Annotated in this window: 23 protein-coding genes and 1 riboswitch; of the genes, 10 read left to right on the top strand and 13 right to left on the bottom strand. The window is 68.5% G+C overall.

What is annotated here, in order from left to right:
- Positions 1-50: 50 nt before the first annotated feature.
- Positions 51-896: a KPN_02809 family neutral zinc metallopeptidase gene (ypfJ, locus tag ACSQ2H_RS17030; protein WP_436062571.1), complete on the top strand. Its 846-nt coding sequence runs from the start codon at positions 51-53 to the stop codon at positions 894-896.
- On the opposite strand, the gene ACSQ2H_RS17025 is transcribed toward ypfJ, so the two are convergent.
- Positions 877-1,206 carry a DUF1971 domain-containing protein gene (locus ACSQ2H_RS17025; RefSeq protein ID WP_436062570.1) on the bottom strand — a complete coding sequence of 110 codons (330 nt, stop codon included), beginning with the start codon at positions 1,204-1,206 and terminating at the stop codon, positions 877-879. The two genes, ypfJ and ACSQ2H_RS17025, sit on opposite strands and share 20 nt — an antisense overlap.
- Positions 1,207-1,299: 93 nt before the next feature.
- Between ACSQ2H_RS17025 and ACSQ2H_RS17020 the strand changes: the two genes are divergently transcribed.
- A complete protein-coding gene (locus tag ACSQ2H_RS17020; protein ID WP_436062569.1) occupies positions 1,300-2,001 on the top strand; it encodes a DUF4336 domain-containing protein in 702 nt (233 codons plus the stop codon).
- A 3-nt stretch (positions 2,002-2,004) separates the two neighbouring features.
- Here ACSQ2H_RS17020 and ACSQ2H_RS17015 read toward each other — a convergent pair whose 3' ends face one another.
- Entirely contained in the window at positions 2,005-2,571 is a 567-nt protein-coding gene (locus tag ACSQ2H_RS17015; RefSeq protein WP_436062568.1) for a TetR/AcrR family transcriptional regulator, read from the bottom strand.
- A 142-nt stretch (positions 2,572-2,713) separates the two neighbouring features.
- Here ACSQ2H_RS17015 and ACSQ2H_RS17010 point away from each other — a divergent pair, with 142 nt between their 5' ends.
- A complete protein-coding gene (locus tag ACSQ2H_RS17010) occupies positions 2,714-4,171 on the top strand; it encodes a flavin monoamine oxidase family protein (protein ID WP_436062567.1) in 1,458 nt (485 codons plus the stop codon).
- Here ACSQ2H_RS17010 and ACSQ2H_RS17005 read toward each other — a convergent pair.
- From ACSQ2H_RS17005 to ACSQ2H_RS16995, 3 genes are all read right to left on the bottom strand, one after another.
- On the bottom strand, positions 4,168-4,857 hold the full coding sequence (locus tag ACSQ2H_RS17005) for an aspartate/glutamate racemase family protein (protein ID WP_436062566.1): 690 nt from the start codon (positions 4,855-4,857) through the stop codon (positions 4,168-4,170). The genes ACSQ2H_RS17010 and ACSQ2H_RS17005 overlap by 4 nt on opposite strands.
- Complete coding sequence (locus ACSQ2H_RS17000; protein ID WP_436062565.1) at positions 4,854-5,858, bottom strand: D-cysteine desulfhydrase; 1,005 nt, start codon at positions 5,856-5,858, stop codon at positions 4,854-4,856. Before ACSQ2H_RS17000 ends, ACSQ2H_RS17005 begins: the two co-directional genes overlap by 4 nt.
- A gap of 69 nt (positions 5,859-5,927) precedes the next feature.
- Positions 5,928-6,323 carry a DUF6491 family protein gene (locus ACSQ2H_RS16995; RefSeq protein ID WP_436062564.1) on the bottom strand — a complete coding sequence of 132 codons (396 nt, stop codon included), beginning with the start codon at positions 6,321-6,323 and terminating at the stop codon, positions 5,928-5,930.
- Between the two features lie 88 nt (positions 6,324-6,411).
- Positions 6,412-6,519, top strand: a riboswitch (TPP riboswitch).
- Between the two features lie 55 nt (positions 6,520-6,574).
- Between ACSQ2H_RS16995 and thiC the strand changes: the two genes are divergently transcribed.
- Together thiC and ACSQ2H_RS16985 are read left to right on the top strand one after the other, a co-directional pair.
- The gene (gene thiC / locus ACSQ2H_RS16990; protein ID WP_436062563.1) at positions 6,575-8,404 is read left to right on the top strand and encodes a phosphomethylpyrimidine synthase ThiC; all 1,830 of its coding nucleotides are present in this window, start codon (positions 6,575-6,577) and stop codon (positions 8,402-8,404) included.
- An 85-nt stretch (positions 8,405-8,489) separates the two neighbouring features.
- On the top strand, positions 8,490-9,233 hold the full coding sequence (locus ACSQ2H_RS16985) for a pentapeptide repeat-containing protein (protein ID WP_436062562.1): 744 nt from the start codon (positions 8,490-8,492) through the stop codon (positions 9,231-9,233).
- Here ACSQ2H_RS16985 and ACSQ2H_RS16980 read toward each other — a convergent pair whose 3' ends face one another.
- The 4 genes from ACSQ2H_RS16980 to ACSQ2H_RS16965 form a co-directional block, all read right to left on the bottom strand.
- Complete coding sequence (locus ACSQ2H_RS16980) at positions 9,234-9,449, bottom strand: hypothetical protein (RefSeq protein WP_267230776.1); 216 nt, start codon at positions 9,447-9,449, stop codon at positions 9,234-9,236. It abuts the gene before it with no gap.
- 84 nt (positions 9,450-9,533) lie between these two features.
- Positions 9,534-11,567 (bottom strand): ATP-binding protein, encoded by a 2,034-nt coding sequence (locus ACSQ2H_RS16975; protein ID WP_436062561.1) that lies wholly within the window; start codon positions 11,565-11,567, stop codon positions 9,534-9,536.
- Between the two features lie 139 nt (positions 11,568-11,706).
- Positions 11,707-12,360 (bottom strand): hypothetical protein, encoded by a 654-nt coding sequence (locus ACSQ2H_RS16970; RefSeq protein ID WP_436062560.1) that lies wholly within the window; start codon positions 12,358-12,360, stop codon positions 11,707-11,709.
- Positions 12,361-12,594: 234 nt separating this feature from the next.
- Positions 12,595-13,329, bottom strand: coding sequence for an HAD family hydrolase (locus ACSQ2H_RS16965; protein ID WP_436062559.1), 735 nt, complete (start codon positions 13,327-13,329; stop codon positions 12,595-12,597).
- 173 nt (positions 13,330-13,502) lie between these two features.
- Here ACSQ2H_RS16965 and ACSQ2H_RS16960 point away from each other — a divergent pair, with 173 nt between their 5' ends.
- From ACSQ2H_RS16960 to pgsA, 4 genes are read left to right on the top strand one after another with little or no spacing between them, the layout of a single operon-like run.
- Positions 13,503-15,293 (top strand): long-chain-acyl-CoA synthetase, encoded by a 1,791-nt coding sequence (locus ACSQ2H_RS16960; protein ID WP_436062558.1) that lies wholly within the window; start codon positions 13,503-13,505, stop codon positions 15,291-15,293.
- 46 nt (positions 15,294-15,339) lie between these two features.
- Positions 15,340-17,208, top strand: a complete 1,869-nt coding sequence (gene uvrC, locus ACSQ2H_RS16955; protein WP_436062557.1) for an excinuclease ABC subunit UvrC — start codon at positions 15,340-15,342, stop codon at positions 17,206-17,208.
- Between the two features lie 39 nt (positions 17,209-17,247).
- A complete protein-coding gene (locus tag ACSQ2H_RS16950; RefSeq protein ID WP_436062556.1) occupies positions 17,248-17,520 on the top strand; it encodes a hypothetical protein in 273 nt (90 codons plus the stop codon).
- Between the two features lie 25 nt (positions 17,521-17,545).
- Positions 17,546-18,169 carry a CDP-diacylglycerol--glycerol-3-phosphate 3-phosphatidyltransferase gene (pgsA, locus tag ACSQ2H_RS16945; RefSeq protein WP_436062555.1) on the top strand — a complete coding sequence of 208 codons (624 nt, stop codon included), beginning with the start codon at positions 17,546-17,548 and terminating at the stop codon, positions 18,167-18,169.
- Between the two features lie 31 nt (positions 18,170-18,200).
- On the opposite strand, the gene ACSQ2H_RS16940 is transcribed toward pgsA, so the two are convergent.
- The 3 genes from ACSQ2H_RS16940 to ACSQ2H_RS16930 all read right to left on the bottom strand — a co-directional run bounded on the left by ACSQ2H_RS16940 (position 18,201) and on the right by ACSQ2H_RS16930 (position 20,329).
- On the bottom strand, positions 18,201-18,818 hold the full coding sequence (locus tag ACSQ2H_RS16940; RefSeq protein WP_436062554.1) for a glutathione S-transferase family protein: 618 nt from the start codon (positions 18,816-18,818) through the stop codon (positions 18,201-18,203).
- A 74-nt stretch (positions 18,819-18,892) separates the two neighbouring features.
- Complete coding sequence (locus ACSQ2H_RS16935) at positions 18,893-19,783, bottom strand: pirin family protein (protein WP_436062553.1); 891 nt, start codon at positions 19,781-19,783, stop codon at positions 18,893-18,895.
- A gap of 48 nt (positions 19,784-19,831) precedes the next feature.
- A complete protein-coding gene (locus ACSQ2H_RS16930; protein ID WP_293405526.1) occupies positions 19,832-20,329 on the bottom strand; it encodes an Lrp/AsnC family transcriptional regulator in 498 nt (165 codons plus the stop codon).
- A gap of 141 nt (positions 20,330-20,470) precedes the next feature.
- On the opposite strand from ACSQ2H_RS16930, the gene ACSQ2H_RS16925 reads away from it, so the two are divergent.
- Complete coding sequence (locus tag ACSQ2H_RS16925) at positions 20,471-23,896, top strand: indolepyruvate ferredoxin oxidoreductase family protein (protein ID WP_436062552.1); 3,426 nt, start codon at positions 20,471-20,473, stop codon at positions 23,894-23,896.
- Positions 23,897-23,918: 22 nt separating this feature from the next.
- On the opposite strand, the gene ACSQ2H_RS16920 is transcribed toward ACSQ2H_RS16925, so the two are convergent.
- Positions 23,919-25,097, bottom strand: coding sequence for a serine hydrolase domain-containing protein (locus ACSQ2H_RS16920; protein WP_436062551.1), 1,179 nt, complete (start codon positions 25,095-25,097; stop codon positions 23,919-23,921).
- Positions 25,098-25,175 lie beyond the last annotated feature (78 nt).

Raw genomic sequence — 25,175 nt, 5'->3', positions numbered from 1 at the left:
CATCCTCCGGCCGGGCTGGGGCGTTGAGGCGTCACTGGAAGGATCAGGACATGCGTTGGCAGGGCGGCCGTAGGGGCGGCAACATTGAGGATCGCCGCGGGATGGGCGCGGCCGGAGTCGGGGGCATCGGGCTGGGCGGTCTGGCCCTGGCCCTGATCGGCTACTTCGTGTTCGGCATCGATCCCTCGACCACCATGTCGGTGGTGCAGGGCGGCGGCCAGGCCGAGCAGCAGGAGGGCGTGCGCGGCACGACCCAGGATGCGGGCGGCCAGTTCGTCGACGTCATCGAACAGTCGACCACCGACGTGTGGAGCCAGATCTTCGCGGCCGAGGGCCAGCGCTACCGCCGCCCGGCCGCGGTGGTGATCTATGACCAGGCGACCGGCACCGGATGCGGTATGGGCCAGTCGGCGATGGGGCCGTTCTACTGCCCGGCCGACCAGAAGGTTTATCTCGACCTGGCGTTCTGGAACGAGCTGGAAAGCCGCTTCGGGGCCAAGGGCGAGGCGGCCCGCGCCTATGTCATCGCCCATGAGGTCGGCCACCACGTCCAGAATCTGACCGGCGCGACCAACAACGTCGAACGCGGCTCGCGCGGCGCGGACTCCACGGCCGTGCGGCTGGAGCTGCAAGCCGACTGCTACGCCGGCGTCTGGGTCGCCCACGCGCCGGCCGCGTCCGGCGGCCAGGTGGCGCTCGATCCGGCTGACATCGAGGACGGCATCCGCGCCGCCGCGGCGGTCGGCGACGACGCCATCCAGAAGCAGTCCCAGGGCCGCGTCATGCCCGACGCCTTCACCCACGGCTCCAGCGAGCAGCGCATGCGCTGGTTCCGCATCGGGGTGGAGAAGGGCGATCCGGCCGCTTGCGACACCTTCAAGGCCGGGCGGCTCTGATCGCCTGGTCCGGCGCCTTCAGAAACTCGACATAGAACCGGACCGGGCCGTTCAGCGCGACGTGGTGCTTGATCTCAGGCTCCACGACGCCGGGCGGTCCGTCAGGAGTCAGCAGGCGCTCGGCCGGCTCGCGGCGCGGGTCGGTGACCCGATAGAGCAGGGCGCCTTCGAGGACCTGGATCCGTCCCCAGACCCCGGCCTTGGTGTTGTGCTCGCTGAGCAGGCCGGCGGGCGTCGTCGCCTCGTCGAACTCCGGGGTGCGGCGATAGGCGGCCACGTCGTCGGGAAAGCTGTCGGCCGGCCTGATCATGCTTGATCCCTCTGGTTGGTCTGCCGAGAGTGGCATGATCGCCGTCGGGGCGCAGTGATCGTCGTCAAGGGCGCGGCGGCCAAGGGGTGAGCCATGAGCTTCTCGCGTCTACGCCCATTTGGGGCCGAGATCTGGCTGGCCGACGGCGGCCAGGCGCAGGTCGCCGGGTTTCGCTATCCGACGCGGATGGCGGCGATCCGCCTGACCGGCGGCGGGCTGCTGGTCTGGTCGCCGGTGGCGCTGGACGAGGACCTGGCCGCGGAGCTCGCCGCCCTGGGCGAGGTCCGTTGCATCGTGGCGCCGAACTCGCTGCATGACCTGCACCTGGCGCAATGGCGCTCGGCCTATCCGACCGCCCGGCTGTATGCGGCGCCGGGCTTGGCCGCCAAGCGGCCGGACCTGCGCATCGACGTCGAGCTGGGCGATGCGCCGCCGGGCGACTGGCCGGCCGACCTCGACTACGTGCTGATGGCCGGCAACGCGATCACGACCGAGGCGGTGTTCTTCCACCGCCCCAGCCGCACGGTGCTGTTCACCGACCTGCTGCAGCAGTTTCCGCGCGGCTGGTTCACCGGCTGGCGGGCGCTGGTCGCGCGGCTGGACCTGATGACGCAGCCCCAGCCCACCGTGCCCCGCAAGTTCCGCGTCGCCTTCACGGACCGCGGCGCGGGCAGGGCGGCTCTGTCGCGCATTCTCGACTGGCCGAGCGAGAAGGTGGTCATGGCCCACGGCACGCCGGTCGAGCAGGACGGCCGCGCCTTCATCGCCCGCGCGTTCGGTTGGCTCGGACGCTAGGCCTTAGGCCCGCTGAGCAAACAACCCGTCCAGCATGACGTCCAGCAGCTGCGGTCCCGGCGACCAGCGATGTTCGCTGACGGTGATCAGGTTGTGGGCCACGCCGATCATCAGGCAGAGCAACGCCTCGCCCTTGGCGGTCTTGTCGCCCGGCGCGATCTCGCCGGCGGCCTGGCAGTCGGCGATGGCCTCGGAGAACACGGCGTGGCGGCGCGCCGTGTCGGGCTGGTGGGCGTAGAACACCTCGCCGTCCTCCACGCGGTCGTCGTTCAGATAGACCAGCCGGTACTGGTCGGGATGCTCGAGCCAATAGGCGAGATAGGCCTGGCACATGGACCTCAGGCGCTGCTGCGGGCTCGTCGCCTTGGCGGCCGCCTCGTCGACCGAGGCGAACAGCGGGTCGAAGAACTGCTCCCAGATGTGGCGCAGCAGCTCGTTCTTGTTGCGGAAGTAGCCATAGAGCGCCATCGGCGAGCAGCCGGCCTCGGCCGCGACCTTGCGCATCGAGACGCTCTGGAAGCCCTCGGTCGCGAACAGGCTGCGCGCGGTGGCGATGATGCGCTCGCGCATGGCGTCCACCTGCTCCGGCGAACGCCGGGGCCGTCCCCTCCGAGCCTGCGTCATCCATCCTCCGCGATCGAAAGAACCCTATTGCACGATCGCCGTTCCGCCATTTAATTATACGCGTATAATTAAATAATCGGAGGCGAGGATGCAGAACCAACCTGACCGGCGCGCGGTGCTCACGGCGTCGATGGCCGGAGCTTCGATGGTCGGAGCGATGGCGGTCGGCGGATCGGCAGGGGCGTCGACGCCGGCGACGCAGACCGCCGACGTGATCGTGGTCGGCGGCGGCTTCTCGGGCCTGGCGGCGGCCCGTGCGCTGAAGGCGGCCGGCCGCCGGGTCATCGTGCTCGAGGCGCGCGACCGTGTCGGCGGGCGGGTGAAGCCCGGGCGGATCGCCGGGGTGACCATCGATCTCGGCGGCATGTGGCTCGGTCCGACCCAGACGCGGCTGGCCGAACTCGCCAAGGGCTATGGCGTGGGCACATACCCGACCTTCCTGGAGGGCAAGAACCTCTTCGAGGTGAACGGCGTGCGCGGGACCGGGCGCGGGGAGGACTCGTTCTCGGCGCTGCCGCCGGACGCCTTGGCCGACTTCGCCGCCATGGTCGGCGAACTGGAGCAACTGGCCGGCAAGCTGCCGCTCGATGCGCCCTGGACGGCCCCTGACGCCGCGAAACTGGACGCGATGACCTTCGCGACCTGGCTCGACGCTCACGCCAAGACCAAGGGCGCGCGCGGGGTGTTCGAGATGCTGATCCCGGCGCTGTTCTGCGCGCAGCCGCACGACATCTCGCTGCTGTTCATGCTCTTCTACCTGAAGTCGGCCGGCGATCTTTCGACCCTGATCTCCTCGGGGCCGGGCGGGGCGCAGAACTTCCTGTTCGTCGGCGGGCTGCATCAGGTGGCCGCCAAGATGGCCGCCGACCTCGGTCCGGCGGTGAGGTTGAACACGGCCGTCCGCACGATCCGGCAGGACGCTTCGGGCGTGGAGGTGATCTGCGACGACGGTCGCTACACCGCTCCGCGCGTGATCGTCGCCCTGCCGCCGCCGCTCGCCGGCCGCATCGAGTACGAGCCGCTGATGCCGCATGCTCGCGACGCCCTGACCCAGCGGATGCCGATGGGCTCCTGCATCAAGATCTGGGTCGCCTACGAGACCCCGTTCTGGCGCAAGGACGGCCTGAACGGCTCGCTGTTCAGCGACCGCTTTGCGTTCGGCCCGGCCTTCGACGTCAGTCCGCCCGGCCAGCCGCACGGCCTGATCGCCGGCTTCTTCGACGGCGCGCACGCCCGCGAGTGGAGCCCGCGCACGGCGGCCGAACGGCGCGCCGAGGTGCTGCGGCTGCTGGTCGAGGGGCTGGGCCCCCAGGCGGCGACGCCGCTCGACTATGTGGAGCAGGACTGGTCGACCGAGCGCTGGTCGCGCGGCTGCTATGGGGCGTTCGCCCCGCCGGGCGTGCTGTCGGCGCATGGCGCCTCGCTGCGCGCGCCGGTCGGCAGGGTGCACTGGGCGGGCACCGAGACGTCGGAGACCTGGACCGGCTATGTCGAAGGCGCGATCCGGGCCGGCGAACGCGCGGCCGCCGAAGCGACCGCAGGCTAGAGCGCGGGGACCGGTTCGAGGCCCAGGCACACCGCGACGCAGCGGCGGGCCAGGGCCTCGCCGGCGTCGATGAACGGCAGGCGGATGTCGTCGGCCCCCAGCACCAGCGGAACCTCGGTGCAGCCGGCGATGATCGCCTCGGCCCCGCCGGCGGCGAGGTCGGCGGCCAGGGCCGCCATGCGCTCGCGCGCCTCCGGCCCGCGTTCGCCGCGCTTGATCTCGTAGAGCAGCGTCATGAAGGCCTCCTGGCCCTCCGGCTCCAGGGTGACCATGCCCATGCCCTGGGCGGCCAGGTACTCGCGATAGAGCTTCAACGCGTCGCGGGTGCCCAGCACCCCGGCCCGCCGCGCGCCGCTGTCGCGGGCCGCGGCTGAGGCGGTGCCGATCATGTCGATCAGCGGCAGGCCGCTCGAGCGGGTGATCACGTCGGCATAGGCGTGGGCGGTGTTGCAGGCGATCGCCAGCACGTCGGCCCCGGCCCCGTGCAGGGCGCCGGCCATCTCGGCCAGCACCGGGCCCGGCCGGTTCAGCGGGTCGTTTCGGTCGGGCACCTGCGGGTTGATGTCGACCAGGGTGCGGATGTGGTCCTGGTCGCGCTCGGCCGGGGTCAGCGCCTGCAGCTTGGCGAGGAAGTCCAGCGTCGCCGCCGGACCCATCCCGCCCAGCACGCCCAGGACCAGACTCACGCCAGCGATCCTTCGAGCTCGGTGTGATAGCCGAACAGGCCCTGCGCGCCGCCGGTGTGCAGGAAGACCACCGTCTCGTCCTTGAAGGTCCCCTTGCGGGCCAGGTCGATCAGGCCCTTCACGGCCTTGCCCGTGTACACCGGATCGAACAGCAGGCCTTCGGTGCGGGCGGCCAGCTTCAGGGCGTCGATGACGCCATCGTCGATCAGGCCGTAGCCGGCGCCGACATAGTCGCAATTGGCGACCGTCATCTCGCGGGTGACGCGCTCGCCGTGGCCGAGCAGGGTCGCGGTCTCGACCGCCAGTTTGTGAACGTTGGCTTCCTGGACATCTTTCGGCGCGCGCACGCCGATGCCCAGCACGGGCACGTCGGCCCCAAGCAGCGCAAGGCCCGCGACCAGTCCGGCGTGCGTACCGGCGCTGCCGGTCGCCGTGACGATACGGTCGATGGTCAGGTTTTCGGCGTCGGCCTGGCGCACGAGCTCCAGCGCGCAATCGACATAGCCGAGCGCGCCGATCGTGTTCGAACCCCCGCCTGGAATAACGTACGGCTTGCCGCCGCGCTCGCGCACGGCCTGCGCGCTCTTCTCGAGTTCGGCGTTCATGTCGGTCCCGCCCGGCACGATCCTGATGGACGCGCCTAACAACCTGTCGAGAAGCACGTTGCCGGAACCGTTGTAGTCGACCGCGTTCGACCCGGTCCGCTCCTCCAGGATGATCTCGCAGGCCAGGCCGAACCTGGCCGCGGCGGCGGCCGTCTGGCGCACGTGGTTGGACTGAACGGCGCCTTGGGTGACCAGCGTATCGGCGCCTTTCGCCAGGGCGTCCCCGACGAGGAATTCCAGCTTGCGGGTCTTGTTGCCGCCGCCGGCCAGGCCCGTGCAGTCGTCGCGCTTCACGTAGAGCGACTTGATCCCCAGTTCGGCCGCGAGCCGCGGCGCGGGCTCCAGCGGGGTGGGAAGGTGCGCGAACCGCGCGCGCGGGAACTTGGCAAGCTGCATGGGGTACTCCTAAGCCGCCTGCCTAGCATGCGGCCAAGGTCGCTCGCGAGCGCCGATTTGGCCGATCGGCTAAGGCTTCACCTTCGGCGGCAGCGCCGCGACCTGGTCGGGCGTCAGCTTGGTTATGTCCTTGATGATGCAGGGCGAAAGCATGCCCGGGCTGGTGTGGACCTTGAGGTCGAGGTCCAGCGGTCGGCAGATCAGGTCGACCCCGGCGGTCGGCGCCATGACAAGGGCGTCGTTGGAGCTGGCGCCGGCCAGGCAGTTGCCGGCCATGCCCAGGCGATAGACGTCTCGATGGCGCACCGACAGGTAGACGGTCTGGTCGTCGCCCTTGGTGTGATTGTCGATCTGGCTCATCCGGAAGCACTGGTTGGACGAGGCGGCGGGCTTGGCCGGCTCCTGCGCGAAGGCCGGCGCGGCGAGGGCGGCGGTCAGGGCGGCGGCGAGGACAAGGCGTTGCATGGCGATCCTCCTGAGACGGCCAGTCTAGGCGCCAGATTGCGGCTGGACGGCGGCGCTTTCAATCGGGGGCGTTCGCGCCTATGACTGTCGCTTGTCCTCGGGGGGCCGCGCTTAGGCGGCTGAGAGGCGGGCGAGCCCGCGACCCGTAGAACCTGATCCGGGTCATGCCGGCGAAGGGAAGGCGTTCCGAGCATGCGCATGCCCGGATTCCCGGTCGCCGGCAGGCCTTCTGGCCGCATAGGAGCTTGCCGGTGAACATCCAGACGCCCGTCAAAGACGCCATTCCCACCGGCGAGCGCCCCGGCTCGCGCAAGGTCTACCAGCCCGGCGTGCTGTGGCCGGACATCCGCGTGCCGTTCCGCGAGGTGGCGGTGCATCCCTCGGCCAACGAGCCGCCGGTGACCATCTACGATCCCTCCGGCCCCTATACCGACCCGCAGGCGAAGATCGACATCGACCAGGGCCTGGCGCGCGTGCGCGAGCCCTGGGTCGTTTCCCGCGGCGACATCGAAGTGGTTGAAAGCCCTCGCGAAGTGAAGCCCGAGGACAACGGCTTCGCCAAGGGCGAACACCTGGCCCCGCAGTTCACCGCGCCGCGCCGCGTCTACCGCGCCAAGGGCGGGGCGGCCGTGACCCAGCTGGAGTACGCCCGCCGCGGGATCATCACTCCGGAGATGGAATACGTCGCCATCCGCGAGAACCTGCGCCGCCAGGAGAACGACGGCGCGATCCGCGACGGCGAGGACTTCGGCGCCTCGATCCCCGACTTCGTCACGCCTGAGTTCGTGCGCGACGAGATCGCCCGCGGCCGCGCGATCATCCCGGCCAACATCAACCACACCGAACTCGAACCGATGGCCATCGGCCGGAACTTCCTGGTCAAGATCAACGCCAACATCGGCAACTCGGCCGTACTGTCGACCGTCGCCGACGAGGTCGACAAGATGGTCTGGGCGATCCGCTGGGGCGCCGACACGGTCATGGACCTGTCTACCGGCAGGAATATCCACAACATCCGCGACTGGATCATCCGCAACAGCCCGGTCCCGATCGGCACGGTTCCGATCTACCAGGCGCTGGAAAAGGTGAACGGCGTCGCCGAGGACCTGAACTGGGAGGTCTTCCGCGACACCCTGATCGAGCAGGCCGAGCAGGGCGTCGACTACTTTACGATCCACGCAGGGGTCCGCCTGCCGTTCATTCCGCTGACCGCCAAGCGCGTCACCGGCATCGTCTCGCGCGGCGGCTCGATCATGGCCAAGTGGTGCCTGGCGCACCACAAGGAGAACTTCCTCTACGAGCACTTCGAAGAGATCTGCGAGATCATGCGGGCCTACGACGTCTCGTTCTCGCTGGGCGACGGCCTGCGTCCCGGCTCGATCGCCGACGCCAACGACGCCGCGCAGTTCGCCGAACTGGAGACGCTGGGAGAGCTGACGCCGATCGCCTGGAAGCATGGCGTGCAGGTGATGATCGAAGGGCCGGGCCACGTGGCCATGCACAAGATCAAGGCCAACATGGACAAGCAGCTCAAGGCCTGCGGCGAGGCGCCGTTCTACACGCTCGGCCCGCTAACCACCGACATCGCGCCCGGCTACGACCACATCACCAGCGCCATCGGCGCGGCGATGATCGGCTGGTTCGGCACCGCCATGCTTTGCTACGTCACGCCCAAGGAGCACCTGGGCCTGCCGGACCGCGAGGACGTCAAGGAAGGCGTGATCACCTACAAGATCGCCGCCCACGCCGCCGACCTCGCCAAGGGCCATCCGTCGGCGCGGATGTGGGACGACGCGCTCAGCCGCGCGCGCTTCGAGTTCCGCTGGGAGGACCAGTTCAATCTCGGCCTCGATCCGGAAACCGCCCGCCAGTACCACGACGAAACCCTGCCCAAGGAGGCGATGAAGACCGCGCACTTCTGTTCGATGTGCGGTCCGAAGTTCTGCTCGATGAAGATCAGCCAGGACATCCGCGAGGCCGCCGCCAAGCAGAACGACGTCGCCGCCGGCATGGAGCAGATGAGCGAGAAGTTCCGGGCCGAGGGCGGCGAGATCTATGTGAAGGCCGGCGCGGCCGAATAGGCGGTCGATCTACGACCGTTTGCGACGTGGACCCGGGCTACTGCGTCCGGGTCCCCGATCGGCGGGACGAGCCGAGGAGGGCGCAATGGCGATCGAGTTGAAGGTGGGATGTCGGTTGGTCGATCAAGACCTCTCCGACCTGGACTTCACCGACCGCGATCTCACCGATGCGGTGTTCGAGCGCTGCGTGCTGCGCGACGTCCTGATTTCGGGCGCTGGGCTGCAGGGCGCGCGGTTCGCCGAGTGCCGGCTGATCCGCAGCCGCTTCACGCACGCCGACCTGCGCGAGGCGGTGTTCGAGGGCTGCAGCCTGGCCGATGACGAGGGCCATGTTGGCGCTGTCTTCGCCTTCTGCCGGCTGGAAGAGGCGCGGCTGCGCAAGTGCGACCTGTCGTTCGCCCGTTTCGAGCGGTCGAGCCTATGGGGCGTCGAGATGGAAGCCTGCAACCTGCGGGGCTCGGCGTTTCCGCGGGCGGACTTCAGCCGCTCGTTCGGACGCAATGTCGTGCAGTGGGCCGGCGCGCTGAAGGGCTGCAATCTGGAACTTGCGGACTTAACTCAGCTGCGGCTGCCCAAGGGCGACCTCAACCGTTCGAACCTGCGCGAGGCGGTGCTGGTCGACGCCGACCTGGAGGGGGCGGACCTGCGTGAGTGCGACCTCTTCCAGGCCCTGACCGTCGGCGCAAAGTTGGCCGGCGCCGATCTGCGCGGCGCGGAGGTGAGCGGCCTGAACCTGACGGAACTAGCCACCCTGCAAGGGATGAAGATCACTCTGGATCAGCAGTATCGGCTGCTGAACGCGATGGGCGTGGACGTCCACGCCGAGTGATCAGTCGCGGTCGGCGCGGACCTTCACCGGTTCGGCCTTCCAGACACGGACGGCGACGGCGGCGGTGATCGAGGCCAGGACGGCGGTGATCGCGCCGCACCACTGCAGGGTGTTCATGCCCTCGGCGGCGAAACGGCCGACGGCGGCGCTGACGAAGAACACCAGGGCCGCGGTGCCCCACTCGGCGCCCCAGCTCGAAAACAACAGCTTCAGCATCAACAAGACCTCAGGATCGCGACTGCGGCCGGCAATAGCCACAGCGAACGACGTTCGGGAATGTGGCAAGGGGTCGCTTGGCCGTTAGGCGGCGACAGCCACCGCCTGATGATCGGCCACGGCCTGCAGCACGCCGAACAGCTTGGCCGCCTCGATCGGCTTGGCCATGTGGAGGTCCGCGCCGGCGGCCAGGCTCGCGGCCTGGTGCGCGGGCAGGGCGTTGGCGGTCAGCATCACGATCGGGGTGTGGGACATGCCGCGCAGGCGTTCGCGTTCACGGATGGCGCGCACGGCGGTCAAGCCGTCCATCACCGGCATCTGCATGTCCATCAGCACCAGGTCGAAGCGCTGGAAGGCGAAGGCTTCGCAGGCCTGTTCGCCGTTCTCGACGCAGACCAGGTCGACCGGCAGGTCGGCGAACAGCACCTGCACGACGCGGCGGTTGGTCGGATGGTCGTCGGCCAGCAGCACGCGCAGCGGCCGGTCCGGTGCGGCGGCGGCTTCGATCTCGGGTTCGGCGTGGGCGGGGGCGGCGACCGGCGTCATCGGCAGCCGGACGGTGAAGGTCGCGCCTTCGCCCAGAGCGCCAGTGGCGTCGATTTCGCCGTCCATCAGGCCGACCAGATGCTTGGCGATGGTCAGGCCAAGGCCCGCGCCGCCATAGCGGCGGGTCTGCGATCGGTCGCCTTGCTCGAAGCGGCCGAACAGGCGGTCCTTGTCGGCCGGATCGAAGCCAATGCCGGTGTCCTGCACGTCGATCCGCCAGCGCCCGGCGCCTTCGGCGCGGACCGCGATGGCGACATAGCCCTCGCGCGTGAACTTCACGGCGTTGGAGACGAGGTTGATCAGCACCTGCTTCACGCGCACGGCGTCGCCGACCACGACGGCTTCGACGGCGGGATCGAGGTCCAGGATGACGTCGATCGCCTTCTCCTGTGCGCGCAGGCTGGCCATGGCGGCGACGGCCCGGATCGCCTCGCCGAGGTGGAACGGCCGGTTCACGACCTCGACGCCGCCGGTCTCCATCTGCGAAAGGTCGAGCACGTCGGACAGCAGCCGTTCCAGCGACTCGCCCGAGCCCTGGATGATCCCGACCATCTCGGCCTGGGCTGCATTCAGCGGCGTCTTGCCCAGCGCAGCGGCTATCGCATTGACGCCGTTCAGCGGGGTGCGGATCTCGTGGCTCATATTGGCGAGGAATTCGCTCTGCGAGCGATGGCTGGCCAGGAATTCGATCGCCGCCTTGCGGATCCGCCCGATCATCACCGCGCCGACCAGGCTGAAGGCCAGCAGCACCAGGGCGACCGGCAGGGCGGCGGCCCGGGCCAGGGCGGCGCCGGGCTTCTGCGGCGTCCAGCTCAGATAGAGCGGGGTCTCGCCCTGGCTGGTCGGCAGCATCAACTCGGCGTCGCCGCGCCCGGCCAGCGACGCGCCGACGCCCGATCGCAGGTTCTGCAGTTGCAGCCGCTCCTGCAGCTTGCCGAGCGACGCCGGGTCGATCTTCAGGACCATGACGACGATCGGTGCATAGGCGCGGCGCGGCACAGCGGTGGCGAAGTCCGGCTGCACGAGGGTGGCCGAGACCAGATAGACGGCGCCGCCATGGGCGATGAAGTCGCTGGCCTGAATGGCGCGCGAGACCAGTTGGCGCGGCGCGTCCGCGCTGCGCCGGGCGATCGGTCCGCGCGCGGCCTCGGCCTCACGGACGCGGGCGATCAGCGGCTCGGCCCCGTGGAACTTGCGATAGCTGGCCGGATCGACGGTCTGGCGGTGAAGGCGCGCATAGAGCGGGCGGTTGTCGCCGTCGAGAACGAACAGGTGCTCGAAATCGATGTTCTGGGCGAAGTAGTCGTTGAGATTGGCGTCAGCCCAGGCGGCGCTGAAGCGGTTGTCGATATTGATCACCGCCTCGTCCCAGTTGGTCTCGGGCAGGATAGACCGTTCGATCTCGGTGATGTTGGCCCGTACGCCGCGCTCGACCAGCGCGATCTCGCGGGCGCGGACGTCGGCGTCCACCTGCTTGGCCCAGATCAACAGGCTGGCCGCGAACACGGCCATTGCGCCCAGGGCCAGCGCGACGAGCGGCGCCAGCAACCTAAACTCGGACTCCCGGCGCATCTCTCCCCGGCCCCTGACTCGGCACTCTGGATGGGGAGATTGAAGCCAAGGTAGTTAAGGGAGGGTGTGGCCGCGCTTGTTGCACGAAAAAGGCGACTCCCGTGCGGGAGTCGCCTTCCTCCGTCGCGCTCGACGTCCGTTAGGGCATCGGCTCCCCAGGGCTCTCCGGAGCCGCCGCCGGGGTCGAGGACGCGGCCGGATCAGGTGTCGCCGGGACGGTCGGCGTTTCCGCCGCCGGCGCCGTGGTCAGCGCCGGCGGGGCGACCGCAGGCGCTGAGGCGGGGGTCTGGGCGATCGCCGAATAGGGGATCGGCGCCTCAGGCAGGGTCGCGCTGGCGTCGGTGGCCCAGGCCTCCGGGCTGTCGGCGACGGGCGCCGGCGCCGGGCGGGCGCGAGCCGTGCGGACCGGTGCGGCCGCGACGGGCGCAGCCTCACGCGCCACCGGCGCCCGAGCGGGCGGCGGGGTCAACGCCGCGACGCTGGTGGTCGGCGGCGCGACCTCCGGCATCGTTGCGATCTCGGTCACCGGGGCGGCGGCGGCCGGGGCGGTCGCGTCCTGCTCGGCCAGCAGGCCGTCGCGCGGCTGCATCATCAGGAACGCGGCAGCGGCCAGCACGCCGGCCGTCACCACGCCGCCGACGATCATCGGCACGGGCGGGCCCTGACGCTTCTTGGCGCGACGGGCGTAGATCGGGGTGTAGGCCTCGGTTTCGACCTCGGCGCGTTCCACGGTTTCACGCGAGCGCGCGGCTTCGAAGTTCTGTCGGGCGATCGGATCGTAGGTCGTCGTCATTTCTGCTCTCCCAGTCAGGGTTCGAAAGAGCAACGACCGATCTGTCCGTGGTGTTCCGAGGTTTAGGTTTCGAAGTGGTTCCGAATACCTGTCTGATTTATGAAATACCCTGAAAATATAAGGGAATTAAATCGGCCGTCGGAGGTCGAAATTGCTCGATCCCTTGGATTGCGTGGGTGACGAATTACTGACCCACATCGGCCTATTCGGTCCGAATGTCGCCAGGATCTTGCCTCAATTCCGGATGTGGGGGTTGAGTTCGGCGATCGACCGGACGATCCGATCTGGCTGGATCGGACTGCCCGGCGGCAAGCCCTCGCCCAGGTGATCGTGCCATATGGCGTAGATGCCCAGGCGCTGGGGCGCGGCGACCTCCCATTCCAGATTGTCGCCGACCATCCAGGTCTCGTGCGGCTTGACGCCCAGAACCTGCATGGCGTGCAGGTAGGCCTGTTCCTCCGGTTTGCCGAAGCCGGCCTCGCCCTCGATCTGCACGTGGTCGAACATCGGCGCCAGGTTGAAGCGCTCGACCTTGGCCCGCTGCGGCTCGGCCGCGCCGTTGGTGACCAGGGCCAGTTTCACGCCGAGATCGCGGAACGCCTGGATGGTCTCCAGCGCCCCCGGAAAGAACTTGGCCTGCTGTTCGCGGTAGACGTGGAACCGCTCGCCGAAGGTGCGGGCGAACTCGGCGGTCAGGCCGGACGCCTGCGGCCGCAGCTCCGCGAAGCCTTCCTCGACCGCCAGGATGCGGCCGGCGCCGAGATTCTGGCGCCAGATCGCCGCCCGGGCCTCGTCCGACCAGAAGCGGCGGAACCCGGCCTCCATGACGACGCCGGCGTCCTCGGCCGCCACCGGCGCGAAGCGGTCGGCGAATTCCTCGATCACCGCCTGCAGCATCAGGCGCCGTGAGCCGAAGGAGATGATGGTCTCGTCCAGGTCGAACAGAATCGCTTTGGGCAGGGTGCTCATGGCCTGCTGGGATGCCAGCGAAAGGTCAGCGATTCCAGCCCTCGGGCGCGCTGGGTGAGTCCTTTCCGCCACGCTGGGTCTCGCCTGACGCGTGTGTGACCGGATGTGGCCATGGCCCAGCTTGACCCCCCTGACCGGGCGCCTCCAAGGTGGCGTTCAGTCGGAGGGAATGAATGCGACTCAAGGCGCGTCTGGAACGTGATTGGCGGTTCTTTCGCAGTCTGAGACGCACCCTCAAGCGGGTGAAGTCGATTGCGCCGACCTCGGACAACCTGATCTGCGACGACATCCAGGCGGCGGTCGATCAGTGGCGCGAGCGCCCCGCCCTGACCTTCGAGCACAAGACCATCACCTACGGCGAGATGGACGCCATCGCCAACCGCTTCGCCCACTGGGCCAAGGGGATCGGCGTGCGGCGCGGCCAGACCGTGGCGCTCTTCCTGCCCAATCGGATCGAGTACTTTCCGATCTGGTACGGTCTGACCAAGATCGGCGCGGTCGCCGCCCTGATCAACAACCAGCTGGCCGGCGGGCCGTTGGCGCACTGCCTGAACATCTCGGGCGCGGCGCACGTCATCGTCGACGGTGAGACCTCGCCAAGCTTCGAACAGGCGCGAGGCCTGCTGGAGCGGCCGATGCAGCAATGGGTGCTGGGCGGCCAGGCGCATGGCGACCAGCGCGACCTGACCCAGGCGCTGAAGAGCTGCAGCCAGCTGCCGCCGGACCGGTCGGTGCGCGAGGGCATGACCGCCAAGGACACGGCGCTCTACATCTACACCAGCGGCACGACCGGCCTGCCGAAGGCCGCGCGCATCACCCACGTCCGCGCGCAGCTCTATATGCGCGGCTTCGCCGGCTCGACCGGGGCGAACGAGAAGGACCGGGTCTACGTGACCCTGCCGCTCTATCACGCCACCGGCGGGCTCTGCGCGCTGGGCGCGGCGTTGCTGAACGGCGGCTCGGTGGTGCTGAAAAGAAAGTTCTCGGCCAGCCACTTCTGGGACGACGTGGTCGAGGAAGGCTGCACGATGTTCGTCTACATCGGCGAGCTGTGCCGTTATCTCGTGAACCACGATGAGGTCGAGGCCGAGCGCGCGCACAAGATCCGCCTGGCCTTCGGCAACGGCCTGCGGGCCGACGTCTGGGCGCAGATGAAGAGTCGCTTCCGCATTCCGGAGATCCTCGAGTTCTACGGCGCGACCGAAGGCAACGTCTCGATGTTCAACTTCGACGGCAAGGTCGGAGCGATCGGACGGGTGCCGAAGTGGCTGAAGGATCGCTTCAACTTCCGGCTCGTGCAGTTCGACGTCGAGAAGGAAGAAGAGGTCCGCAGCGTCAACGGCCTGTGCATCGAGGCCGGCCCTGGCCAGATCGGCGAGTGCATCGGCAAGATCGGGCACGACGCGCGCAGCGAGTTCACCGGCTATGTCGACAAGGCCGCCTCGGACAAGAAGATCCTGCGCGACGTGTTCGCCAAGGGCGACGCCTGGTTCCGTACCGGCGACCTGATGAAGACTGACGTCGACGGCTATTTCTACTTCGTGGACCGGATCGGCGACACCTTCCGCTGGAAGGGCGAGAACGTCTCCACCGGCGAGGTGGCGGGCCACCTGCAGGCGATCCCGGGCGTGGCCGAGGCGAACGTCTATGGCGTGAGCGTCGAGGGAGCGGACGGCCGCGCCGGCATGGCCGGACTGGTGGTCGAGCCGGAATTCGACATCAAGGTCTTCGAGGAGGTCGTGAACCGCGAACTGCCCTCGTACGCCCAGCCGGTGTTCGTGCGGATCCTGCCGGCGATCGAGACCACTGGGACCTTCAAATACCGCAAGATCGATCTGGTGGACGAAGGCTTCGACCCGGCGAGGTTCAAGGGGGCCGTCTATTACAAGGACCCGACCAAGGGCTATGTGAAGATGACCAAGCCCGGCTACGCCAAGATACTGGCGGGCGGGGTGAAGCTCTAGCGCCGCACGCCCTGCGCTGGCCCGCGGACTCGCCTATATTGCCGCCATGCCGACCGACACGACCGCTGAAGCGCCTCTGCAAGGCGCAGCCCTGATCAAGGACGAGGTGCGCCGCCTGCCGGACGCGCCGGGCGTCTATCGCATGATGGGCGAGGGCGGCGAGGTGCTCTATGTCGGCAAGGCGCGCTCGCTGAAGAAGCGGGTCCTGCAGTACGCCCAGGGACGCTTCCACACTCAGCGCATCGCCCTGATGGTCGAACTGACCCGGTCGATGGAGTTCGTCACGGTCCGCACCGAGACCGACGCGCTGCTGCTGGAAATCAACCTCATCAAGCAACTGAAGCCGCGCTTCAACGTGCTGCTGCGCGACGACAAGAGCTTCCCCGAGATCGTCATCCGCCGGGACCACGAGGCGGCCCAACTGCGCAAGCACCGCGGCGCGCACACGATCAAGGGCGACTACTTCGGGCCCTTCGCCTCCGCCCATTCGGTGACCAAGACGCTGAACACCCTGCAGAAGGCGTTCCTGCTGCGCTCGTGCTCGGACAGCGTCTACGAGAGCCGGACGCGGCCCTGCATGCTGCACCAGATCAAGCGCTGCGCCGCGCCCTGCACCGGGCTCGTCAGCCTCGAGGACTATGCGGGGCTCGTTGAGCAGGCCGAGGACTTCCTGCGCGGCAAGAGCCGGGCCGTGGTCGGCAAGCTGTCGGCCGAGATGCAGGCCGCCTCCGACGAGATGGAGTTCGAGCGCGCCGCCCGGATCCGTGACCGCATCCGCGCCCTGGCCTCGGTGGCGCAGGAGCAGCAGATCAATCCGGAGACCCTGGAAGAGGCCGACGTCTTCGCCCTGCACGCCGAGGGCGGCCAGGCGTGCGTGCAGGTGTTCTTCTTCCGGGCCGGTCAGAACTGGGGCAACCGCGCTTACTTCCCGCGGATCGACAAGACCGACGAGGACGCCGACGTCATGGGCGCCTTCCTCGGCCAGTTCTACGACGACAAGCCGATCCCGAAGCTGGTGCTGGCGAACATCGAACCGGCCGAGTGCGAACTGCTGTCCGAGGCGCTGGCCATCAAGGCCGGGCGCAAGGTCGAGATCAACCGCCCCAAGCGCGGCGAGAAGGCCCAACTGGTCGAGCACGCGCTGACCAACGCCCGCGAGGCCCTGGGCCGCAAGATGGCCGAGAGCTCGGCCCAATCGAAGCTGCTGGCCGGGGTCTGCGAGGCGTTCGGCCTGGAGGCCAGCCCCGAGCGGATCGAGGTCTACGACAACGCCCACATCATGGGGACCAACGCGGTCGGCGGGATGATCGTCGCTGGCCCCGACGGCTTCCAGAAGGGCCAGTACCGCAAGTTCAACATCAAGGGGACCGACCTCACCCCCGGCGACGACTATGGCATGATGAAGGAGGTGATGCGTCGCCGCTTCTCGCGCCTGGTCAAGGAGGAGGAGGCCGGCGAGAACCCGGTGCGCCCGGACCTGGTGCTGGTCGACGGCGGCGCGGGGCAGCTGGCGGCTGTGCTCGAAGTGATGGCCGACATCGGCGTGGACGACATCAATGTCGTCGGCGTCGCCAAGGGGCCGGACCGCGATGCTGGGCTGGAGCGGTTCTTCATCGAGGGCAAGACGCCCTTTATGCTCGAGCCGAAGTCGCCCGTGCTCTACTACCTGCAGCGCCTGCGCGACGAGGCCCACCGCTTCGCCAACGGCAGCCACCAGACGCGCCGCGCGATGGACATCAAGAAGAACCCGCTCGACGAGATCGACGGGGTCGGTCCGGGGCGCAAGCGGGCGCTGCTGCACGCCTTCGGCTCGGCCCGCGGCGTCAGCCGCGCGTCGGTCGACGACCTGGCCAAGGTCGACGGGGTCAGCGAGGCCCTGGCCCAGCGCATCTTCGACTTCTTCCGCAAGGGCTGAGCCTGCGGTTAGTCTGACGTCCTGAGAAGGAGAGGCCTCATGTTCCGCATCGCCGCCGTCGCCGTGTTCGCCGCGCTGGTCCCCGCCGCCAGCGAGGCGAGCTCGCCCGACGCCTGGGAGGAGTTCCGCGCCGACGTCGCCGCCAAGTGCCTGGCCGCGGCCAAGGGCGCCGGGATGAAGACGCCCGAAGTGCTGGTTCACCCGCTCGGTACGGAGACCTACGGGCTTGCCGTGCTACGGGAAGGCGCGGACAAGCGAATCTGCGTCTATGTCAAGCAAACCCAGAAGGTCGAGCTGACGCCGGCCACCTAAAGGACCGCACTGCGTTAAAGCCGCCATGAAAGCTCTGCCGAACATCCTGACCTCGCTGCGGCTGGTCCTGACCCTCTTCGTATTCCTGGCGCTGGCGACGGCGGCGGGCGCGATGCCCTACCTCAGCGAGCGGCTGACGCCGGAAACGCAGTTCGCGCTGCAGCGCTGGGCGTTCTGGTCGTTCGTGATCGCCGCGGTCACCGACTTCTTCGACGGCTGGCTGGCGCGCAAGCTGGACGCGGTCACCGTCTGGGGCGCGATCCTCGATCCGATCGGCGACAAGGTGCTGGTCTGCGGCGCGATCCTTGGCCTGCTGGCCCTGGGCGGCCAGCCGGCGGTGGTGCTGCCGGCCGGGCTGATGCTGTTCCGCGAGTTCACGGTCAGCGCCTTGCGCGAGGTCGGCGCCGGCAAGGGGATCAAGCTGCCGGTCACCCTGCTCGCCAAGTGGAAGACGACGCTGCAGCTCACCGCCCTGGCGGCGGAACTGCTGGTGGCGTCGTGGGGCGCGTTCGGCCTGCCGGCCGATCCGGCCATCGAGCGGCCGGTCACCCTGTTCGCTCACGGCCTGATGTGGCTAGCGACGATCGTCACCCTGATCACCGGCGCTCAGTACTGGGAACAGACCCGCAAGGCGCTGGTCGGAAAGTAGGGCCCGCCTGGCGGCGAGCCCTCCGCAGGCGTCAGGCCGGGGCCTTCTCGGCGGCGCGGGCCTTCACGCGCTCGACCCAGGCGACGATGTTCTTGTTGTCCGGGTTGATCGGCTGGCCGACCGACGCGCCGAACTGCAGGAAGCAGAACAGCAGGATGTCGGCCAGGGTGAAGCGGTCGCCCGCCACCCAGGTCTTGCCGGTCATCAGGCCGTCCAACCAGGTGATCTTTTCCTGGGCCAGTTCCTTCAGGTCGCCGGCCGCGTGCGGGATCGTGCGCAGGCGGGTCTGGAATAGCGGCAGGCCCTCGGCGAACCGGAAACCGTTGGCCATCGGCTCGCAGATGTTCAGGTCGATGCGGCGCACCCACATCCGGGTGGCGGCGCGTTCTTCCGGCGTCGAGCCAATCAGCGTGTTCTGCGGGAACTTCTCGTCCAGGTATTCGCAGATGGCGATGATCTCAGCCAGGTGCGAGCCGTTGTCGAGTTCCAGGCACGGCAGCTGGCCGGCCGGGTTCTTGGCGACATAGGGCGGCTGGCGGTTCTCGCCGCCCATCAGGTCGACCTTCTCGGTGGGGATCTCAACGCCCTTCTCGGCCAGGAACATGGCCACGACGGCCGGATTCGGCCCCATCGACGTATAGAGTTTCATGCCGTCCTCCCTGGACTTTTGTGCGGGCGGCATTTGGCGCGCTTTACGTTGGGGCTATCAAGCCCCAACCACCCTCAGGACATGGGATTGGCGGCCGGTGGCGGCTCGGGCAGGGGGATGAACTCCTGGTCGTCGGCGTCGGGCAGTTTCATGCGCCCGGCGCGCCAGTCGGCCTTGGCCTGCTCCAGCCGGTCCTTGGACGAGGAGACGAAGTTCCACTCGATCAGCCGCGGGCCGATCGGCTCGCCGCCGAGCAGCATGACGATGGCGTCGGTCACCGCCTTGAAGCGGATGGTCTGGCCCGGTTCGAAGACCATCATCTGGCCCTCGTGGAACTGGCGGCCATCCACCTCGACCAGCCCTTGCGCGACATAGGCGGCGCGCTCGGGATACTCGGCCGGCAGGTCGGCCTCCGCGCCGGGCTTCAGCTGCCAGTGGACGTAGAACATCGGCGAGTGCGTGCGCACCGGCGAGCTCGCACCGTAGGCCTGGCCGGCGATCAGCCGCGCCCACATGCCGTTGTTCTCATAGGTCGGCAGGGTGTCGGCGCCGTAGTGGTCGAAGGCCGGCTTGGTCTCCTCGTCCTCGACCGGCAGTGCGATCCAGGCCTGGATGCCGTTCATGCGCCCGCCGTGCTCGCGCAGGGTCTCGAAGCGTTCGGAGTGGGTGATGCCGCTGCCGGCGGTCATCCAGTTGACCTCGCCCGGGCGGATCGGCTGCACGGCGCCGACCGAGTCCCGGTGGGTCATCTCGCCCTCGAACAGATAGGACAAGGTCGACAGGCCGATGTGCGGGTGCGGGCGGACGTCGACCTCGCGGCCGAAGCCGGGTTCGAAGGCGGCCGGGCCCATGTGATCGAAGAAGATGAAGGGACCGATCATCCGACGCTTGGCGAAGGGCAGGACGCGGCCGACCTCGAAACCTCCGAGGTCCTTCCGTCGTTGGTCGATGACGAGTTCGATCATGGTCCGGCTCCCTGCGCAGGTTCCTGCGAGGGAGCGCAGGAACGGAGGCTAGCCTTGCGCGCTCACATAAGGACTGACAAGGCCGAGGGGCGCGGCGGTGGTGTTCTTCACCGAGCGGATCACGATGCGGCTTTCGATGTTCGACACCAGGCCCAGCGACAGGATCTTTTCGCGCAGGAAATCGTCGAACGCATGCATGTCGCGGGTCACCACGCGCAGCTCGTAGTCGGCCGAGCCGGTGACCGTGGCGCATTGCACCACTTCCGGCAGCTTGGTGATCGCGGTCTCGAAGGCGTCGAGGTTGTCCTTGGTCGGCAGGCTGAGCTTGACGGTGCAATAGACCTCGAAGCCCAGGCCCAGCAGGTCGCGGTCCAGGATGGTCACGCGGCGCTGGATGACGCCCGTATCCTCCAGTCGCTTGATCCGCCGCCAGCAGGGGCTGGAGGACAATCCGACCCGTTCAGCGATCTCAGCGACCGACAAACCGGCGTCGTGCTGGATGAGATCCAGAATCTTGGCATCGACCGCGTCGAGGGCCTCGGACAATTTTTCCTCCATCAAATCGCATAAACTGGCGTCAATCTTGCCCCAAACCGACCTTGCGGGGGCACGCCTTTGGCAAGCAATTCCATCGAACTTATATGATCTTCTATTGGCATTAGGGAGCCGAAAAGGAAAGATATTGCTATGCGGCACGCTGACGTGACGCTCGACGACAAATTCCTGCTCACGGAAGGTCGAGTTTTCATCACCGGCGTCCAGGCGCTGCTCCGGGTGATGATGGATCAGCACCGTCTGGACCAGGCTGCCGGGCTCAACACCGCCGGATTCGTCTCCGGCTATCGCGGCTCGCCGCTCGGCGGGCTGGACCAGCAGGCGCACCGCGCCGGCAAGTTCCTCAAGCAAGCCGAGGTCGTCTTCAAGGAGGGCCTGAACGAGGACCTCGCCGCGACCGCCGTCTGGGGCAGTCAGCAGGCCAACCTGTTCCCCGGCGCCAAGTTCGATGGCGTGACCGGCATGTGGTACGGCAAGGCCCCGGGCGTCGACCGCACCGGTGACGCCTTCAAGCACGCCAACTTCGCCGGCACCTGGGCCAAGGGCGGCGTCCTGGCGGTGGCCGGCGACGACCACAACTGCAAATCCTCCACGCTCCCCTCTCAGTCCGAATACGCGTTCCAGGACTTCGAGATGCCGGTGCTGTCGCCGGCCGACGTGCAGGAGGTGCTCGACTTCGGCCTGATGGGCATCGCCATGTCGCGGTTCTCGGGCCTCTGGGTCGGGCTGATCGCGCTGGCCGACACCATGGACTCCGGCGTCACCATCGACGTTTCGGTCAATCGCCACCAGATCACCACGCCGACGAACTTCACGATGCCGGCCGGCGGGCTCGGCATCCGGCTGAAGGACCAGCCGCTGGAGAAGGAGCGCCGGCTCCGCAACTTCAAGATCCCGGCCGCGCTGGCCTTCGCCCGCGCCAACCGCCTGGACCGGGTGATGCTAGGCTCCTCGCGCCCGCGGCTCGGCATCGTCTGCCAGGGCCAGGCCTACAAGGACGTCATCGAGGCGCTGGCGGCGATGGGCATCTCGGCCAAGCAGGCCTCTGATCTCGGCGTCGCCATCTACAAGGTCGGCATGCCCTGGCCGCTGGAGCCGACCGGCCTGCGCGCCTTCGCCGCCGGTCTCGAGACCCTGATGGTCGTCGAGCATAAGCGCCCGCTGATCGAGACCCAGGCCCGCGCCGCGCTCTACGACCTGCCGGCCCACGCCCGCCCGAAGATCGTCGGCAAGGTCGACGAGCAGGGCCACCCGCTGCTGTCGGAGCTCGGCTCGCTCTCGGTCGCCGAAGTCGCCCTGGCCATCGCCGACCGACTTCCGCCCGGCCCACACATGGAGCGGGTCCACGACTACCTCTCGCGCGTGTCGGCCGCTTCGGTCGCCGCCGTGACCCTGGCCGCCGAGCAGCAGCGCAAGCCGTTCTTCTGCTCGGGCTGCCCGCACAACACCTCGACCCGGCTGCCCGAAGGGACCCGCGCCCTGGCCGGGATCGGCTGCCACTACATGGCCAGCTTCTCCGACCCGCAGACCGACCTGAACAGCCACATGGGCGGCGAGGGGCTGACCTGGGTCGGCTCGGCCCCGTTCACGACCGAACCGCATGTGTTCGTGAACCTGGGCGACGGCACCTACAATCACTCCGGCTCGCTGGCGATCCGCGCCTCGGTGGCCGCCAACTCGCACGTCACCTACAAGCTGCTGTTCAACGACGCGGTGGCCATGACCGGCGGCCAGGCGGCCGAAAGCGGCTTCACGCCGGCCCAGATCACCCGTCAGCTGGCCTCGGAGGGCGTGACCAAGACCGTCATCGTCGCCGACGATCCCAGCCGCTACGAGGGCGTCACCGACCTGGCGCCCGGTGTCGAGGTCAAGCCGCGCGCCGAGCTGATGGACGTGCAGAGGATGCTGCGCGAGACGCCCGGCACGACCGTCCTGCTCTACGATCAGGTCTGCGCCACCGAAAAGCGCCGCCGCCGCAAGCGCGGTTCGATGGAGGTCGCCACCAAGCGCGTCTTCATCAATCCGTTGGTCTGCGAGGGCTGCGGCGACTGCTCCAAGAAGTCGAACTGCGTCTCGGTCGAGCCGCTCAACACCGAGTTCGGCCGCAAGCGGAAGATCAACCAGTCGAGCTGCAACACCGACTATTCCTGCCTGCAGGGCTTCTGCCCGTCGTTCATCACCATCGAGGGCGGCGAGAACGCCCAGGCCAAGACCTTGCCGGCGCTCACCGCCGACTCCACCCCGCTGCCGACGTTCGAGCCGCTGGAAGGCGTGCGCAACATCGTCTTCACCGGCATCGGCGGCACTGGCGTGACCACTGTCGCCTCGATCCTGGCGATGGCCGCCCACGTCGACGGCCGCGCCTCGTCGGTGGTGGACATGACCGGCCTGGCCCAGAAGGGCGGGGCGGTGTTCTCTCACGTCCGGATCGGCGAGACCGAGGAGACCATCGTCGGCGGCCGCGTGCCGGCCGCCTCGGCCCACGTGCTGATCGCCTGCGACATTCTCTCGGCGGCCGGCGCCGACGCCCTGGCGCTCTACGCCAAGGACCGCACCGCCGCCGTGGCCAACGAGGACTTCGCGCCGACCGCCGACTTCGTCACCGACCGCGACGTCCGTTTCGATAGCGGCTCGATGTCCCGGCGGATCAAGGCCGCGGCCAAGACCTTCGCCGAGTGCCCGGCCCACCACCTGGCCGAGACCAACTTCGGCGACGCCATCTACGCCAACATGATCATGGTCGGCTTCGCCTGGCAGAAGGGTCTGATCCCGCTCTCCAGCCGCGCCGTCTACCGCGCCATCCGCCTCAACGGCGTGCAGGCCGACGCCAACCTCCAAGCCTTCGAGCTGGGCCGCCGCGTTGCCCACGACCCGAGCCTGGGCGCGGCGGCCGAGGACCATACACCGACGCCCGAGACCATGCCGCTGGACGACCTGATCGCCCACCGCACCCGCGAACTGACTGCCTACCAGAACGCCGCCTACGCCAAGCGCTACGCCGACCAGGTCGCCAAGGTCGCCGCGGCCGAAGCGCCGCTCGGCGGCGAGGCGCTGACCCGCGCCGTGGCCGTGAACCTCTACAAGCTGATGGCCTACAAGGACGAGTACGAGGTCGCGCGGCTCTATACCGACGGCCGGTTCGCGCAGGAGCGTGCGGAGACCTTCAAGGGCGGCAAGACCAAGATCCTGCTGTCGCCGCCGCTGATCGCGCCCAAGGGACCGGACGGCAAGCCGAAGAAGATCGAGTTCGGCGGCTGGATGCTCGAGACCGCGTTCCCGATCATGGCGAAGATGAAGGGCCTGCGCGGCGGCCCGTTCGACATCTTCGGGCGCACCGAGGAGCGGCGGATGGAGCGCGGCCTGATCGCCGACTACGAGGCGGGGCTCGCCAAGCTGCTGGCCGGTCTCGACGCCGAGCGCGTGCCGCTGGCCGCCAAGATCGCGGCGGTTCCGCAGGCCATCCGCGGCTTTGGCCACATCAAGGAGGCCTCGGTGAAGGTCGCCAAGGCCGACGAGGCCAAGCTCTGGGCGAAGTGGGACGCGAAGGCCGCGGCGTGAGCTGCGGCCTTCGGGGCGGCGCCTAGCGCGCCGCCGTCCGCACGGCCTGGGCGAAGGCCATCTGCGCCTGCCAGAGCTCGTCCTTCGACGCCGCCGGCCAGGCCGAGTTGATCGCGATCACCAGCTTCTCGGCCGGATAGACGAAGATCTGCTGGCCGAAAATGCCCTCGGCCGCGTAGCCGTCCGGGATGATCCACCAGAAATAGCCGTAGCCGGTCTCGACGCCGCCGGGCGGGAAGCTCTGGTGCGCCTTGGTGGCGTCGGCCACCCAGCCGGCCGGCAGAATATCCTGGCCGTTCACCTTGCCGCCTTCGAGCATGAACTGGCCGAGTCGCGCATAGTCGCGGGCGGTCATCGACATGCAGCAGCCGCCGCGCTCGTGCCCGGCGGCGTCGTTCACCCAGATGGCGTCCTGCTCCATGCCGTAGGGCGCCCAGATCTTCTCCGAGAGATAGGTCGACAGCGGCTTGCCGACGGCGTTGGAAACGAGGATGCCGGCCAGGTCGGTCTCACCGGTCTTGTAGACGAACTTGGCGCCGGGTTCGGCCTCGCGCGGCAGCTTGCGCATGTAGCTGACGATCGGGTTCATGCCCGGCTCGCCCGGCGTCACGCCGGCCTTGGCGACGTCGGAATTAAGGTCGGTATAGTCCTCGTTCCACTTCACGCCCGAGGTCATGGTCAGCAGCTGGCGGACCGTCACGCCCTCATAGGCGCCGCCCTTCAGCTCGGGGATGTAGTTGGTGACGACGTCGTCCAGGCTCTTGATCTTGCCGTCCTTGATCGCCGCACCGACCAGGGTGGCGGTGACCGACTTGGCGACCGAGAACGAGGTCCAGCGCTCGTCCGGCTTGCGGTCCAGCCCATAGCGCTCGAGCACGATCTGGCCGTCCTTCAGCACCACGACGCCGGAGGTGTTCATCGCCGTCATATAGCTGTCGACCGTCTGGGCCTGGCCGTTCCACGTCCACTTCGGATCGATCTGGCCGGCGGCGAGCGGCAGCTCCTTCACATGCGCGCCCCGCGGCACGACATGCACTGGGGTGACCTTCTCCATGTTGCGGTAGCCGTAGCGCTGCTGCTCGGGCGTCCAGGCCAGGATCGAGCCGCCGGCGGGCGGCGGCGGCGGGTCGGCCGCCAGCGCAGCGCCGTGCAGGCCGAAGGCGGCCGCCAAGGCCATCAGTGTGAGTCTGCTCGCGTGCATGGGGCGCCCTCCCGCTCTATTTGTGATTGACGGCCAAGCTAGAGAGGCCTGGGCGGTTTGCATACCGCCGTGCTTCGG

This window comes from Phenylobacterium sp. LjRoot97, from assembly GCF_964254345.1.
Taxonomy (GTDB): Bacteria; Pseudomonadota; Alphaproteobacteria; order Caulobacterales; family Caulobacteraceae; genus Phenylobacterium.
The sequence above is the reverse complement of the archived record's forward strand: the minus strand, read 5'-3'. Positions and strand labels throughout refer to the sequence as shown.